At 57.9% G+C, this 14,357-nt stretch carries 16 protein-coding genes; 9 read left to right on the top strand and 7 right to left on the bottom strand.

Annotation, left to right across the window (positions count from 1 at the left end; all coding sequences use genetic code 11):
- Positions 1 to 242: 242 nt before the first annotated feature.
- A complete protein-coding gene (tyrS, locus tag AD666_RS21560) occupies positions 243 to 1,442 on the bottom strand; it encodes a tyrosine--tRNA ligase (protein ID WP_053156465.1) in 1,200 nt (399 codons plus the stop codon).
- Between the two features lie 210 nt (positions 1,443 to 1,652).
- Here tyrS and AD666_RS21555 point away from each other — a divergent pair, with 210 nt between their 5' ends.
- Entirely contained in the window at positions 1,653 to 3,068 is a 1,416-nt protein-coding gene (locus AD666_RS21555; RefSeq protein ID WP_053156462.1) for a peptidoglycan DD-metalloendopeptidase family protein, read from the top strand.
- Positions 3,069 to 3,071: 3 nt separating this feature from the next.
- A complete protein-coding gene (locus AD666_RS21550) occupies positions 3,072 to 4,163 on the top strand; it encodes an anhydro-N-acetylmuramic acid kinase (protein ID WP_053156459.1) in 1,092 nt (363 codons plus the stop codon).
- A gap of 79 nt (positions 4,164 to 4,242) precedes the next feature.
- On the opposite strand, the gene erpA is transcribed toward AD666_RS21550, so the two are convergent.
- The gene (gene erpA / locus AD666_RS21545; protein ID WP_053156455.1) at positions 4,243 to 4,593 is read right to left on the bottom strand and encodes an iron-sulfur cluster insertion protein ErpA; all 351 of its coding nucleotides are present in this window, start codon (positions 4,591 to 4,593) and stop codon (positions 4,243 to 4,245) included.
- Positions 4,594 to 4,752: 159 nt separating this feature from the next.
- Positions 4,753 to 5,787, bottom strand: coding sequence for an N-acetyl-gamma-glutamyl-phosphate reductase (gene argC, locus AD666_RS21540; protein ID WP_053156452.1), 1,035 nt, complete (start codon positions 5,785 to 5,787; stop codon positions 4,753 to 4,755).
- Between the two features lie 132 nt (positions 5,788 to 5,919).
- Here argC and hemJ point away from each other — a divergent pair, with 132 nt between their 5' ends.
- The 6 genes from hemJ to coq7 all read left to right on the top strand — a co-directional run bounded on the left by hemJ (position 5,920) and on the right by coq7 (position 10,344).
- Entirely contained in the window at positions 5,920 to 6,351 is a 432-nt protein-coding gene (hemJ, locus tag AD666_RS21535; protein ID WP_053156449.1) for a protoporphyrinogen oxidase HemJ, read from the top strand.
- Positions 6,352 to 6,387: 36 nt separating this feature from the next.
- On the top strand, positions 6,388 to 7,356 hold the full coding sequence (locus tag AD666_RS21530) for a nitronate monooxygenase family protein (RefSeq protein ID WP_053156446.1): 969 nt from the start codon (positions 6,388 to 6,390) through the stop codon (positions 7,354 to 7,356).
- Positions 7,357 to 7,409: 53 nt separating this feature from the next.
- On the top strand, positions 7,410 to 8,354 hold the full coding sequence (locus AD666_RS21525; protein ID WP_053156443.1) for a DUF805 domain-containing protein: 945 nt from the start codon (positions 7,410 to 7,412) through the stop codon (positions 8,352 to 8,354).
- A 62-nt stretch (positions 8,355 to 8,416) separates the two neighbouring features.
- Positions 8,417 to 9,205: an SDR family oxidoreductase gene (locus AD666_RS21520; protein WP_053156440.1), complete on the top strand. Its 789-nt coding sequence runs from the start codon at positions 8,417 to 8,419 to the stop codon at positions 9,203 to 9,205.
- A 79-nt stretch (positions 9,206 to 9,284) separates the two neighbouring features.
- The gene (locus AD666_RS21515) at positions 9,285 to 9,623 is read left to right on the top strand and encodes a histidine triad nucleotide-binding protein (protein WP_003401954.1); all 339 of its coding nucleotides are present in this window, start codon (positions 9,285 to 9,287) and stop codon (positions 9,621 to 9,623) included.
- 73 nt (positions 9,624 to 9,696) lie between these two features.
- A complete protein-coding gene (gene coq7 / locus AD666_RS21510; protein ID WP_053156437.1) occupies positions 9,697 to 10,344 on the top strand; it encodes a 2-polyprenyl-3-methyl-6-methoxy-1,4-benzoquinone monooxygenase in 648 nt (215 codons plus the stop codon).
- A 100-nt stretch (positions 10,345 to 10,444) separates the two neighbouring features.
- On the opposite strand, the gene AD666_RS21505 is transcribed toward coq7, so the two are convergent.
- Positions 10,445 to 10,867: an OsmC family protein gene (locus AD666_RS21505; protein WP_042730268.1), complete on the bottom strand. Its 423-nt coding sequence runs from the start codon at positions 10,865 to 10,867 to the stop codon at positions 10,445 to 10,447.
- Between the two features lie 262 nt (positions 10,868 to 11,129).
- Between AD666_RS21505 and crp the strand changes: the two genes are divergently transcribed.
- Positions 11,130 to 11,774, top strand: a complete 645-nt coding sequence (crp, locus tag AD666_RS21500; RefSeq protein ID WP_053156435.1) for a cAMP-activated global transcriptional regulator CRP — start codon at positions 11,130 to 11,132, stop codon at positions 11,772 to 11,774.
- Here the strand turns inward: crp and AD666_RS21495 are convergent.
- From AD666_RS21495 to trpD, 3 genes are read right to left on the bottom strand one after another with little or no spacing between them, the layout of a single operon-like run.
- Positions 11,771 to 12,466, bottom strand: coding sequence for a lipoate--protein ligase family protein (locus tag AD666_RS21495; RefSeq protein WP_053156433.1), 696 nt, complete (start codon positions 12,464 to 12,466; stop codon positions 11,771 to 11,773). The genes crp and AD666_RS21495 overlap by 4 nt on opposite strands.
- A 4-nt stretch (positions 12,467 to 12,470) precedes the next feature.
- On the bottom strand, positions 12,471 to 13,307 hold the full coding sequence (trpC, locus tag AD666_RS21490; RefSeq protein ID WP_053156430.1) for an indole-3-glycerol phosphate synthase TrpC: 837 nt from the start codon (positions 13,305 to 13,307) through the stop codon (positions 12,471 to 12,473).
- A complete protein-coding gene (gene trpD, locus AD666_RS21485; RefSeq protein ID WP_053156427.1) occupies positions 13,304 to 14,353 on the bottom strand; it encodes an anthranilate phosphoribosyltransferase in 1,050 nt (349 codons plus the stop codon). The genes trpC and trpD overlap by 4 nt, the downstream gene beginning before the upstream one ends.
- Positions 14,354 to 14,357: the final 4 nt, after the last annotated feature.

Raw genomic sequence — 14,357 nt, 5'->3', positions numbered from 1 at the left:
TTCTACAGCGTTAGTCGCTGCTGTCAACACCTCTTTTTTACCGCTTTCGACCGAGAAGATCGAACCGTCGACTGAGCCAAATACCTGCTCCGCTGACTCCTTCCGTGCTTCGATGACCTGAAGCCCTGCATCACCGAAAACTACTTAACTCATTGAATCTCAAGGAGTTTTCCGTTTCGACTGCGCCAGAAGTGGGGCGAATTATAGAGACTCAGAATCTGCCGTCAACAGCTATTTTCAATTTATTCCGGTTTCAGCGTAATACGTGCAAAAGCCTTCTTACCCGCCTGGCAGACATGGGTAGCACCCAGCTTATATATATAGGTGCGATCAACAACCTCACCATCCACGCGCACCCCACCCGACCCCAGGAGGTCTCGCGCCACCGCCGCATTTTTAACCAGCCCCGCTTTATTAAGAACAGCCGCAATCGGCATATCTTCGCTGACAACCAACTCGATCTCAGGCAAATCATCTGGCAATTCACCATCCTTCATGCGATTACCTGCTGCACGGTGAGCATTAGCCGCTGCCTCTTCACCATGGAAGCGAGCGACTATCTCTTCGGCCAGCTTGATCTTGATATCCCGCGGGTTAGCTCCAGCCTCGACGTCCGCGCGGAACGCACTGATCTCATCCATGGAGCGGAAGCTAAGCAATTCGAAATAGCGCCACATCAGCGCATCAGGTATGGAAACCAGCTTGCCATACATGACTCCCGGCGCTTCCTGGATGCCGACATAGTTGCCCAAAGACTTGGACATCTTCTTCACACCATCCAACCCCTCCAACAACGGCATGGTCAGGATGCACTGGGCCTCCTGGCCATAGCCACGCTGCAGCTCACGCCCCATCAACAGGTTGAACTTCTGGTCAGTACCACCAAGCTCGACGTCGGCGCGCAACGCAACCGAGTCATACCCCTGGACCAGCGGATAGAGGAACTCATGAATGGCAATCGGCTGATTGGTCGTGTAGCGCTTGTCAAAGTCATCGCGCTCAAGCATACGGGCCACGGTGTACTGCGAGGTGAGGCGAATGAAGTCCGCAGGCCCCATCTTATCCATCCAGGTAGAGTTGAACGCCACCTCGGTCCTGGTCGGATCCAAAATCTTGAAAACCTGAGCCTTATAGGTTTCGGCATTCTCGAGCACCTGCTCGCGAGTCAACGGCGGACGTGTCGCGCTCTTCCCACTCGGATCACCGATCATCCCGGTGAAATCACCTATAAGGAAGATGACCTGGTGCCCCAGCTCCTGGAACTGACGCAGCTTGTTGATCAGAACGGTGTGCCCCAGATGCAGATCCGGTGCCGTCGGGTCGAAACCAGCCTTGATACGTAGCGGCTGCCCACGCTTGAGCTTTTCGATCAGCTCGGACTCGACCAATAGTTCTTCCGCACCACGCTTGATCAGCGCTAGCTGCTCTTCAACCGACTTCATAACAGACCCGCAAGGCTCAGATTCAAAGGGCCCCAACCATACAAGATCGCGCACCAAATACAAGGTTTGCCCGGCACACGGAGACCAATCCACAGACAGAGCGTCTGCGGGCTTGCTTCGAAGGGGATTTGGTTATATTTTATACAGTTATTTCATCTTCATCATGTCATTCATCTTTTCCAATTCATCTTTTTAAAAGTCAAATTACTCATGACCACAGAACCGTCTAAAGCGCCACCGCTTTACCCAAAAACCCACTTGCTGGCCGCAAGTGGAATTGCCGCCCTCCTCAGCCTGGCGCTTCTGGTCTTCCCTTCCAGCGACGTTGAAGCCAAAAAGACGACTCTTAGCCTGGAGCTGGAAAGCCCCGCCGAACAACTGACACAAGATCAAGACGCTGCCGAAGCCGTCCAGGCCACAAACGAACCGACCGCATCACCTTTCGCGCAAATCGAAAGCAGCTCCGACGACACCACCGAGACCGCCCAGACCGAGCCCCCGGTCGTAGAAGAGAAGAAAGAGCCAGGCCATCGCGAGGTGATCGTGGCCAAGGGCGATACTCTTTCCACTCTGTTTGAAAAGGTTGGCCTGCCCGCGACGTCGGTCCACGAAATCCTGGCCAGCGACAAGCAAGCCAAGCAATTCACCCAATTGCAACGCGGTCAAAAACTCGAATTCGAGCTCAATTCGAGTGGAGAGCTGATCAATCTACACACCAAGCTGAGCGACTTGGAAAGCATAACCCTGACCAAGAATGACAAGGGCTATGCATTCAATCGGATTACAACCAAACCTACCGTTCGATCGGCCTACGTCCATGGTGTCATCAACAGCTCGCTGTCGCAGTCGGCCGCACGCGCAGGCCTTTCCCATAGCCTGACCATGGACATGGCCAACGTGTTTGGCTACGACATCGATTTCGCCCAGGATATTCGCCAGGGCGATGAATTCGACGTGATCTATGAACAGAAAGTGGTCAACGGGAAAAGCGTCGGCAACGGCCCTATTCTTTCTGCGCGCTTCACCAATCGCGGCAAGACATACACCGCAGTGCGCTATACCAACAAACAAGGCAACAGCAGCTACTACACCGCCGACGGAAACAGCATGCGCAAGGCGTTCATCCGCACACCGGTTGACTTCGCTCGCATCAGCTCGAAATTTTCCGCAGGCCGCAAACACCCTATCCTGAACAAGATTCGCGCCCATAAAGGCGTCGACTATGCAGCTCCTCGCGGCACGCCAATCAAAGCTGCCGGCGACGGCAAGGTATTGCTGGCCGGCCGTCGTGGTGGTTATGGCAACACCGTCATCATCCAGCATGGCAATACTTACCAGACGCTGTACGGTCATATGCAAGGCTTCGCCAAGGGCGTGAAGACCGGCAGTAGCGTCAAACAAGGCCAGATCATCGGTTATATCGGCACCACCGGGCTGTCGACCGGGCCACACCTTCACTATGAGTTCCAGGTCAATGGCGTTCACGTCGACCCGCTCGGCCAGAAGCTGCCGATGGCTGACCCGATCGCCAAGTCGGAGCGCGCCCGCTTCCTGGCTCAAAGCCAGCCGTTAATGGCCCGCATGGATCAAGAAAAGGCCACGCTGCTGGCCTCGAGCAAGCGCTAAGCCATGGCGCTTTATATCGGTGTGATGTCCGGGACGAGCCTGGACGGCCTGGATATCGCACTGGTTGAATTGACCCCGGCGATCAAATTGATCGCCACGCATTACACCCCAATGCCCGACGCCTTGCGCAGCGAGCTGCTCGGCCTGTGCACCAGCGGACCCGATGAGATAGCGCGCTCAGCCATCGCCCAGCAAAACTGGGTACAACTCGCCGCCTTAGGCATCAATGCGCTGCTTGAGCGTCAGAATGTCAAGCCCGAGGATGTAAGAGCAATCGGCAGCCACGGCCAGACCATTCGTCACGAACCGGCCCGAGGCTTCACCGTTCAGATTGGCAACCCCGCCTTACTGAGCGAACTGACCGGTATCACCGTCGTCAGCGATTTTCGCAGCCGCGACGTGGCGGCTGGTGGGCAGGGCGCTCCATTAGTCCCGGCATTTCACGAAGCATTGTTCGAGAAGCGTGACGGCAACCGCGCCGTATTGAATGTCGGCGGCTTCAGCAATCTCAGCCTGATGGAACCGGGAAAGCCGGTTGCCGGTTTCGATTGCGGCCCCGGCAACGTATTGCTTGATGCTTGGATTTACCAACAGCGCAATGAGCATTTCGACCGCGACGGCCAATGGGCTGCCAGCGGGACAGTAGAGCCAGCCCTGCTCAAGGCCATGCTTAGCGATCCATTTTTTGTCACCAAGGGACCGAAGAGCACGGGGCGGGAAGTGTTCAATCTACCTTGGCTGACCCGACACCTGTCGTGCCTGCCCCCTTTCGCCGCCGAGAATGTGCAGGCAACCCTGCTCGAACTCACAGCCTTGACCATCGTCGAGTCGCTGCAAAATGCCCAGGCTGATACTCAAGAATTGCTGGTATGTGGCGGCGGCGCCCACAACCTGGCCCTCATGAAACGCCTGGCCGAGCTTATGCCGAGCACAAAGGTCAGCAACACCGCAGCCTATGACATAGACCCGGACTGGGTCGAGGCGATGGCTTTCGCATGGCTCGCTCACTGCTGCCTTGAAAACATTCCGGCGAATCGCCCCAGCGTCACGGGAGCTCGAGGCCTGCGGATACTCGGCGCCATCTATCCCGCCTGAACTCACCTACCCCTCGGACAACAAAAAGCCGCAGGGCCTTTAAGGCTCTGCGGTTTTTTCGCTGAAGCTGTGGCGACAATCAGATCGAGAACGACGAACCGCAACCACAGGTAGTCGTGGCGTTCGGATTCTTGATCACGAAACGTGACCCTTCCAGACCTTCCTGATAATCCACCTCGGCACCTGCCAAGTATTGGAAGCTCATCGGATCGACGACCAGGCTGACGCCTTCGCGCTCGACGACCGTGTCGTCTTCAGCCACTTCTTCATCGAACGTGAAGCCATACTGAAAACCTGAACAGCCGCCGCCCGTCACAAACACCCGTAGCTTCAAACGATCATTCCCCTCCTCGTCGACCAGGCTCTTCACCTTGTGCGCAGCACCGTGGGTGAATTGCAAAGCCGTGGGGGTGAAGGTTTCGACGCTCATGCTGAATATCTCCCGGCGTTTACGCCGCCATAATGCGTGATGGCAGGCATTATCCGCTTCTCCTACAAAATCGGTCAACTATTTGAAGAGCAGCGGTGAGCCACAAAGTTTTAGAGCTGCAAGCCGGTAGCTTAGAGCTTGCAGTCTGTAACTCTATAGTTACGGCAACATCCCCGCGTGGGACAGGCCCAGCCGTTCATCCAGCCCGAACAGGATGTTAAGGTTCTGCACTGCCTGCCCAGAAGCGCCCTTGACCAGGTTATCAATGACCGACAGCACCACGACCAGATCGCCATCCTGCGGGCGATGCACCGCAATCCGGCAAACGTTCGCCCCCCGAACGCTACGGGTCTCCGGATGACTCCCGGCCGGCATCACATCGACGAAAGGCTCGTCGGCATAACGTTTTTCGAACAATGCCTGCAGGTCTACGGAGCGATCGGCGACGGTCGTATAAAGGGTGGAATGAATCCCACGGATCATGGGGGTCAGGTGCGGCACGAATGTAAGGCCGACCTCTTTACCCGCCGCCCGACGCAATCCTTGGCGAATTTCCGGCAGATGGCGATGCCCTTTCACGGCATACGCCTTCAGGCTTTCAGACGTCTCGCTGTACAACGAACCGACGCTGGCACCACGACCGGCGCCACTGACACCGGATTTGCAGTCAGCAATCAGACGTGAAGTATCGGCGAGCCCAGCCTCGAGCAATGGCAAGAAGCCCAGTTGCGTCGCGGTCGGATAGCAACCCGGCACCGCAATCAACCGGGCCTGCCTGATTTTCTCGCGATTGACTTCCGGCAATCCATAGACCGCTTCATCCAGCAGCTCCGGCGCGCCGTGGGGCTGGCCGTACCACTTGGCCCATTCATCCGCATCCTGCAGTCGGAAGTCCGCCGACAGGTCAATGACCTTGGTCCCGGCCGCCAGCAATTCGCCCGCCAGGGCATGGGCGACACCATGCGGCGTGGCGAAGAACACCACATCGCAGGCACCTAGAGTCTTGATATCTGGAACGCTGAATGCCAGGCCATCATAGTGGCCTCGCAGGTTCGGGTACATATCGGCCACGGCCAGGCCTGCCTCGGATCGGGAGGTGATGACCACTACTTCAGCCTGCGGATGTTGTGCCAACAGACGCAGCAGTTCGACACCGGTGTAACCCGTGCCGCCGACGATACCGACCTTGACCATAAACCTGCCCTCAACGAACCACTGGAAAACCGTCGATGATAGGGCTGGCGCGGCCCTGCGACAACCGCCAAGGTGACGTGTGGCGACTCTAACCTCTACTATCGGGCTACCGTGAATCCTGGAATCGACAAAATGCTTTATCTATGGCTCAAAGCGCTGCATATCGTCAGCATGGTCTGCTGGTTCGCCGGCCTGTTTTATCTACCTCGCCTTTTTGTCTATCACGCCCAGAGTGAAGACAGCATCAGCAAGGAACGCTTCAGCATCATGGAGCGCAAGTTGTATCGCGGCATCATGGGTCCGGCGATGATCGCGACGCTGGTGTTCGGCGTCTGGCTGCTCAGCCTCAACGCCGGCGCTTACTTCACTCAGGGCGGGTGGATGCATGCCAAATTGACCCTGGTCGTGTTGTTGATTGGCTATCACCACATGTGCGGCGCCCAACTGAAGCGCTTCGCCCGTGGCGAGAACACCCGCAGCCATGTCTTTTATCGCTGGTTCAATGAAGTGCCGGTATTGATATTGCTGGCTATCGTAATTCTGGTCGTGGTTCGGCCGTTCTAACTTCCAATCGACGTTTCTTATCCGGGGTACTTCCAGATGACGTTACCCGCTCTGCTTGAACAACGCCTGCGCCTGCCCGTCGTGGCGGCGCCGATGTTCCTGATTTCCAACCCACAACTGGTACTGGCGTGCTGTCGCAACGGTATCGTCGGCAGCTTCCCCGCGTTGAATCAGCGCGAAAGCAGTGGCTTCAAGGCCTGGCTGGAGGAAATTGAAGCGGGCCTGAGGACGATGGAAGACCCCGCCCCCTATGCCGTCAACCTGATCGTCCACCAAAGTAATCCGAGGCTCGAGACTGACCTGGCGATCTGCATCGAGCACAAGGTGCCAATTGTCATCACCAGCCTCGGCGCAGTGAAAGAGCTGGTGGATGCGGTCCACGGCTATGGGGGCCTGGTGTTCCATGATGTGACCACACGCCGCCATGCCGAGAAAGCGGCCGCCGCCGGTGTCGATGGGTTGATCGCCGTGGCTGCCGGCGCGGGTGGGCATGCCGGCACATGGAGTCCGTTTGCGCTGATCGCGGAAATCAGGCAATTCTTCGACAAAACCCTGCTGCTGGCGGGATGCCTGAACCACGGCCATGAGATTCTGGCAGCTCAATTGCTCGGCGCAGACCTGGCCTACTTCGGAACGCGCTTTATCGGTACGACTGAAAGTCATGCGCCTGACGCTTATAAGGAGATGTTGCTCACATCCCGCGCCGCGGACATCGTGCATACTCCCGCAGTCTCCGGAGTGCCTGCGAGCTTCATGCGACAAAGCCTGGAAAACGCCGGTTTCGACCCGGCCGCCCTGCAACGCAAAGGGGAGGTGGATTTTGGTTCGAAACTCAAGCCACTGAACGATGAAGCCAAGGCCTGGAAAACCGTGTGGTCCGCAGGCCAGGGTGTGGGTGAAATCCACGACTTGCCAAGTGTCGACCAATTGGTCAGACGCCTGGATGAAGAATACCGTCAGGCGCAGGCCCGGGCGGTGAGGCTTGGCGGTCAATGGCCTCGCTGAGACTAACTGATCACAACACAACTACTTAAATTCGAATGACAAGGATGCCCGGCATGAGCGAACCCCGTTTCAACATCGTATTCGACGGAGCCCTGCTGCCGGGCGTCGATACGAACACAGCCAAGCTCAATCTCGCTGAGCTGTTCAAGAGCGACGTCAGCGCCATCGAGCGGTTGTTCGGCGGGCACAAGGTAGCCCTTAAAAGCAACCTGTCCCAGACCGAAGCGCAGAAGTACCTGGAAGCCCTCAACAAGAGCGGAATCGATGCGCGCATCGAAGCAGAGCCAACCCTCCAACTGAATCTGAACGAAGTGCGGCACTCGCCACAGCAACCGCAGCCCCATGAATCAACCCTCGAACCCGCGTCCCCCTATGCGCCACCCCGGGCGCAGGTCGGAGAAGCGGTCGCCGAGTTTGGCACGCTCAAGCCATTCAGCTTCGAAGGCCGTATCGGACGGTTGCGATACCTGGCCTGGACCATGTCGCTGACGCTGGTCATGATGTTGATCGTCGGCGTGGCCTTTGCGCTCGGTGCGGCCTGGATTTTCACCTCCGCCTCGACGGCGGCCATGATCGTCGGCGGGCTGCTGGCGTTGATCGTCTTCCTCGGCTTTGCCTACGTAAGTATTCAGTTCAACGTCCAGCGCCTGCATGACCTGGGCTGGTCCGGGTGGCTTTGGCTGCTCACCCTTGTCCCGTTCGTGGGCAGCATTTTCCCGTTTGTGCTCATCATTGCACCCGGCAACGAAGGTGCCAATCGCTATGGTCCACCGCCACCGCGCAATTCCACAGCGGTGAAAGTTCTGGCTTCGCTCTGGCTGGTAATGATCGTGCTGATATTCTTCGCCACGCTGGCCGGTGTCTTCAGCGCTATCGAGGAACAATACGGCAGCAGTTCGCTCAGCAGCTACGAAAGCAGCGAGTACACCGATGACGCGGCTGCAGAACCCGCCGCCGAACCCGCCGAGCCTTCTGTAGACTATGAGGAGGAACAATAAGCGCGCTTCGCGCCGGTGACAGATCAGTCCACTGGTAGCGGGCCGTTGCGATGGAGAACTGCATGACCCGTTACGCTCTGATCACCGGTGCTTCCAGCGGCATCGGCCTTGCTATGGCCGAAGCCCTGGCCCGGCGCGGCCGAAACCTGATTTTGGTGGCCCGCCAGCGTGATCGGCTGGAAAGCATTGCAATCGAGCTGACTCAACGGTTTGACGTGGAGGTCTTGTTCCGGGCATGCGACCTGGGGGAGCCACTGAGACTGTCCGGTTTTCTGCTGGAGCTGGAGGAAGGTGAACGGCAGATCGATCTCTTGGTCAACTGCGCCGGCATGGGCACCTGCGGTCCGTTCCTGGGCCAGGACTGGATGACCGAACAAGACCTGATCGAAGTCAACATCCTCGCCCTGACACGCCTCTGTCACGCCATCGGCAATAGCATGGCGTTGCATGGCGGCGGACAGATCCTGAACGTTGCCTCGATCGCGGCGTTCCAGCCGGGTCCCTGGATGAGTACTTATTACGCCAGTAAAGCCTATGTATTGCACTTCTCCGAAGCCCTGCGGGTCGAGCTGAAGAAATGCGCGATCAAGGTATCGGTACTGTGCCCCGGGCCGACCCGGACCGGGTTTTTCGCCAGGGCACAACTGAACGAGCGAAAACTCATCGACAGCCAGCCACTGATGAGCCCCGAAGAAGTAGCGCTTTATGCCGTACGCGCCTTGGACAAGAACCGGGCAATCATCATTCCGGGACGGCGCAATCGCTGGTTGGCCTGGTTACCGCGACTGGGGCCACGCTGGCTGGTCAGGTCCCTCGCGGGCATGATCAACAAGGCTTACTGCCCCCGCTGAATAAAACTTGAAGCGAAACCGAGCCCACCAGCCGAACCTTAAGTACACTCGAGCTCCACGACCCTAGGGAGAAACTGCTGTGGATACTCTGTTTACCAAGATCATCAACCGGGAGATCCCGGCCAAGATCATTTACGAGGATGATCAGGTCCTGGCCTTTCATGACATCGCCCCGCAGGCACCGGTACATTTTCTGGTCATTCCAAAGAAACCGATCCGCACCCTCAATGATTTGACCGAAGAAGACAAGGGACTGGCCGGGCATATTCTGTTAACTGCCCAACGCCTGGCGCTTGAGCTCGGTTGCGAGGAAGGTTTTCGCGTCGTGATGAATTGCAATGAACTTGGCGGACAGACCGTTTATCACATCCATATGCATGTATTGGGACAGCGCCAGATGAACTGGCCACCGGGTTGATACCCTGATTCAACGCAAATCCTGAGCGGCCGGTTGGGTTAAACTGGTCGCCATGATTTTTCCGGAGGTAAGCATGACCACCCAACGTCATTACTCGCCGATCGACCGCCTGCTGCTGCAAGCCGATACCGCGATGCGCACGCTGCTACCCTTCAGTGGACAGCCGTACCGCCCGTCACCGGCCATCCTGCAGCCGGACGCGCAACTGAGTGACGAGCAGGCCCGCCACGTTGCGGGACTGATGCGCATCAACCACACCGGCGAAGTCTGCGCCCAGGCGTTGTATCAGGGCCAAGCCCTGACAGCGAAGCTGCCGCAGGTGCGCGAGGCGATGGAGCATGCGGCAGAGGAAGAAGTCGACCATCTGGTCTGGTGCGAACAGCGCATTCGTCAACTGGGCAGCCATACCAGCGTATTGAATCCACTGTTTTACGGTATGTCATTTGGAATCGGCGCAGTGGCCGGGCTGATCAGCGACAAAGTCAGCCTGGGATTCGTTGCCGCGACGGAACACCAGGTATGTAAACATCTGGACGAGCATCTTGAACAACTGCCACCCGAGGATGAAAAGTCCCGGGCGATCCTGGAGCAGATGCGCGAGGACGAGGAACATCATGCGCAAAGTGCTCTCGAGGCCGGTGGCTTCCGTTTTCCGTCGCCGGTAAAGTTCGGCATGAGCCTGCTGGCCAAGGTCATGACCAAGAGTACCTATCGAATCTGATGACCGCGCCGCCTGTCAGAACGAAGCAGCACTATAAAAAAGCGAGGGCCAGACAAGGCCCTCGCTTTTTTGTTCCGACGCGGCATGTTGCCTACCCGGCTCACCCCAACTCGATGATTTCATAATCATGGGTGATTTCAACGCCCGCGGCGCCCAGCATGATCGACGCCGAGCAGTATTTTTCGGCGGACAATTCAATAGCACGCTTGACCTGGGCCTCCTTCAAGGCACGCCCCTTGACCACGAAATGCATGTGGATCTTGGTGAACACCTTCGGATCTTCAGTCGCTCGCTCTGCCTCCAGAAAAGCCTCGCAACTTTCGACAGCCTGGCGCGACTTCTTGAGAATGCTGACCACATCGAAGTTACTGCAGCCACCCACGCCCAGCAGGAGCATTTCCATCGGCCGTACACCCAGGTTCCGCCCCCCGGCATCGGGCGGGCCATCCATCACGACCACATGACCGCTGCCAGACTCACCGAGGAACATGGCTTCGCCAGCCCATTGGATGCGTGCCTTCATCGCCAAGACTCCACTGTCTAAAAAAGGGTCGCCAGCTTAGCACAGCGCTTCTTCTGGCAGTCCTCAGCGTTCGAATGCCAACGCCATTCGTCAAGGAAACCCGCTTGCGGAACAAGGCACTAGGTAAATTCTCGAATCAATTCAGAGAGCTCTGTTAAGCTGGCGGCCATTCACTGGCGTATCGCCAGCTTTTAGCGATAGCCATTCGCATCCATAAAAAAACCAAACCAACACATATCGCGCAGTCTTTCGGGATACAACCATGGTTGCCATTACTCCCACGTTCAAGATCAAGAACCTCGACAAGCTCTTGATGCATTGCCAGCGTCGCCGCTACCCGGCCAAACACAACATCATTTGCGCCGGGGATCGTTCCGATACGCTGTTTTTCATCATCAAGGGGTCAGTCACTATCCTGATCGAAGATGAAGATGGGCGGGAAATGATCATCGCCTACCTTAACTCAGGGGATTTCTTCGGTGAGCTAGGGTTATTCGAGCAGGCGGGCAAGGAGCAGGAACGCAGCGCCTGGGTGCGGACCAAGATCGAATGCGAAGTGGCGGAAATCAGCTACAGCAAATTCCGGGAGTTGTCCCTCCAGGACCCGGACATCCTTTATGTACTCGGCGGCCAGATCGCCCAGCGCCTACGCAATACCACCCGCAAGGTGGGCGATCTCGCCTTCTTTGACGTGACCGGCCGTGTCGCCCGCTGCCTGTTGGAGCTGTGCAAGCAACCCGATGCCATGACTCACCCGGACGGCATGCAGATCAAGGTAACCCGACAAGAAATCGGTCGCATAGTGGGTTGTTCGAGGGAAATGGTCGGCCGTGTGCTCAAGGACCTGGAAGAGCGCAACCTGGTAAGCGTGAAGGGAAAGACGATGGTGGTGTTCGGTACGCGCTAAAAGAGCTCGTCCGCCAAATCCCGATAAAGCGCCTCGAGCCGCTCCAGCGCGCGAGGGGCGGGGAATTTCTCATGCAGGGCGATGTGGCTCTCGGCCCGGACCCGCTGCTCCAGGCCGCAGGCCTCGTTGAAACGATTGACCGCGGCAACCATCGACTCTCGTTCGTTGTCCAGCAACAACGCCCCATGCACCAGGCCTACCGGACGTTGGCCGCCCTTGCTCTGGCGCCAGCGCTGAGCGGTGCCAACCATTTTCCGACCGTCGAGATTGACATTGAATCGACCGTCGCAAAATGCCCCCTCGACTTCCCCCAGCGAAGCCACTCCACCGAGCTCATCCAACAGCTGGCATATGGGATCGCATAATCGGCGGTACGCGGTTTCGATCCGACCGTGATCACCTTCACTGCGTGGAGGTGCATAAACAAGGGCGATGTTGACAGTGGCAGCAGACTGCGGCACCGGCTCTCCCCCCGTTTCGCGCAGCAACACCGGCCAACCGTTCGCTGCCGAGGCATCACAGGCGTACTCGAATCCCGGCAAGCGACTCAAGCGGCGCGGCATGACCAGCGCACGATCGTTGGGTCGCCAGAATAGCAGGCCGAACTCGGCCTCACCGGCACAGATACTGGCCAACAGATCCTGTTCGGCTTGCAGGCCAGTCTCTACGGCAAGGGAGATCACCGGTGACATAACATCAATCAAGCGTCGAACCGCTCACCGGAATGCCACGCTCTGGAAAGAACAGGCGTTGCAGCTCCGTGCCCGGACTTTCGGCGCGCATGAATGCCTCGCCCACCAAAAACGAGTACACGTCGTTGACTTCCATCAGCTCGACGTCGGCACGGTTGAGGATGCCGCTTTCGGTAATGACCAGCCGATCACGCGGGATCCGCGGCAGCAAGTCCAGGGTGGTTTCCAGGCTGACGTCAAAGGTATGCAGGTTGCGGTTATTCACGCCCACCAGCCGGGTGTCCAAGGTCTTCAGGGCCCGATCCAATTCTTCGCCGTCATGCACCTCCACCAGCACATCCAGCCCCACGCTCTTGGCAACGGCTGCCAGCTCGGCCATTTTCACGTCGTCCAGGGCGGAGACGATCAGCAGCACACAGTCGGCACCCAGCGCACGGGCTTCAACGATCTGGTATGGATCGATCATGAAATCCTTGCGAATCACCGGCAGATTGCATGCGCCACGCGCCTGCTTGAGGTAATCGTCGGCACCTTGGAAAAAGTCGATGTCGGTGAGTACCGAGAGGCAAGTCGCTCCGCCCTTCTCATAACTCCTGGCGATGTCGGCCGGAACGAAGTGTTCGCGGATCACGCCTTTGCTGGGGGAAGCTTTCTTGATCTCGGCAATCACTGCCGGCTGCTTTTTCTTCGCCTGATCAATCAGTGACTTGGCGAAACCACGGGGCGCATCCGCCGAGCGTGCCAGGTTTTCCAGCTCGGCCAGACTGACCCGGGCACTGCGCTCGGCCACTTCCTCAGCCTTGCGAGCCAGGATTTTTTCCAGAACCGTTGGCACGCTCATCCTTCGTTCTCCACTTTGAATACGGCGGTAAATGCACCCAGTTCTTCCAGCTTCTCCCGAGCCAGGCCTGTGTGCAAGGCATCATGGGCCAGTTCCACGCCCTGCTTGAGGGTGTTGGCGTGGTCGGCGGCGTACAACGCCGCACCGGCGTTGAGCGTGATCATTTCAGCGGCCTTCTGGCCATTCTCGGTCTTGCGACGTCCCAAGGCATCACGGATCAGCTCCAGCGACTGGGCCGGGCCGTCCACTGCCAGACCATGCAAGCTCTGGCTCTTCATACCCAGGTCTTCAGGTTCGACCCAATATTCGCTGATCTGATCATTTTTCAGCTCTGCCACGAAAGTGGGGGCCGCCAGACTGAACTCGTCCAGACCATCCTTCGAATGGACCACCAGCACATGCTTGCTACCCAAGCGTTGCAGCACCTCCGCCAATGGCCGGCACAACGCCTGGCTGAACACTCCAACCACCTGATGTTTCACGCCGGCCGGATTCGTAAGCGGGCCAAGCATGTTGAACAGGGTGCGAAGGCCCAGTTCACGACGCGGTGCGGCAGCATGCTTCATGGCACTGTGATGAGTCTGGGCGAACATAAAGCCGATACCGACATTGTCGATGCAGCGCGCCACCTGAACGGGCGTGAGGTTCAGGTAGATACCGGCGGCTTCCAGCAAGTCAGCGCTGCCGCTCTTGCCCGAGACCGCGCGATTGCCATGCTTGGCCACGGTGCAACCGGCCGCCGCAACGACAAATGCCGAAGCGGTGGACACGTTGAAGATATTCGCCCCGTCGCCACCGGTGCCAACCACATCCACCACGCCGTCCAGTGTCTTGAGCTCGACCTTGTCCGCCAGCTCGCGCATGACCGAGACCGCGCCGACAATTTCATCGATGCTCTCGCTTTTCATGCGCATGGCCATCATGAACGCGCCAATCTGCGCATCGGTGCATTGACCGGTCATGATTTCGCGCATCACATCGCGCATCTCGTCGGTGCTCAGGTCGAGATGGCCGACGATACGGCTCAGGGCTGTCTTGATATCCATGAAA

Origin of the sequence: Pseudomonas sp. Pf153 (genome assembly GCF_001269775.1) — a bacterium.
Taxonomy (GTDB): Bacteria; Pseudomonadota; Gammaproteobacteria; order Pseudomonadales; family Pseudomonadaceae; genus Aquipseudomonas; species Aquipseudomonas uvaldensis.
This window is presented reverse-complemented; position numbering and strand designations above follow the sequence as displayed.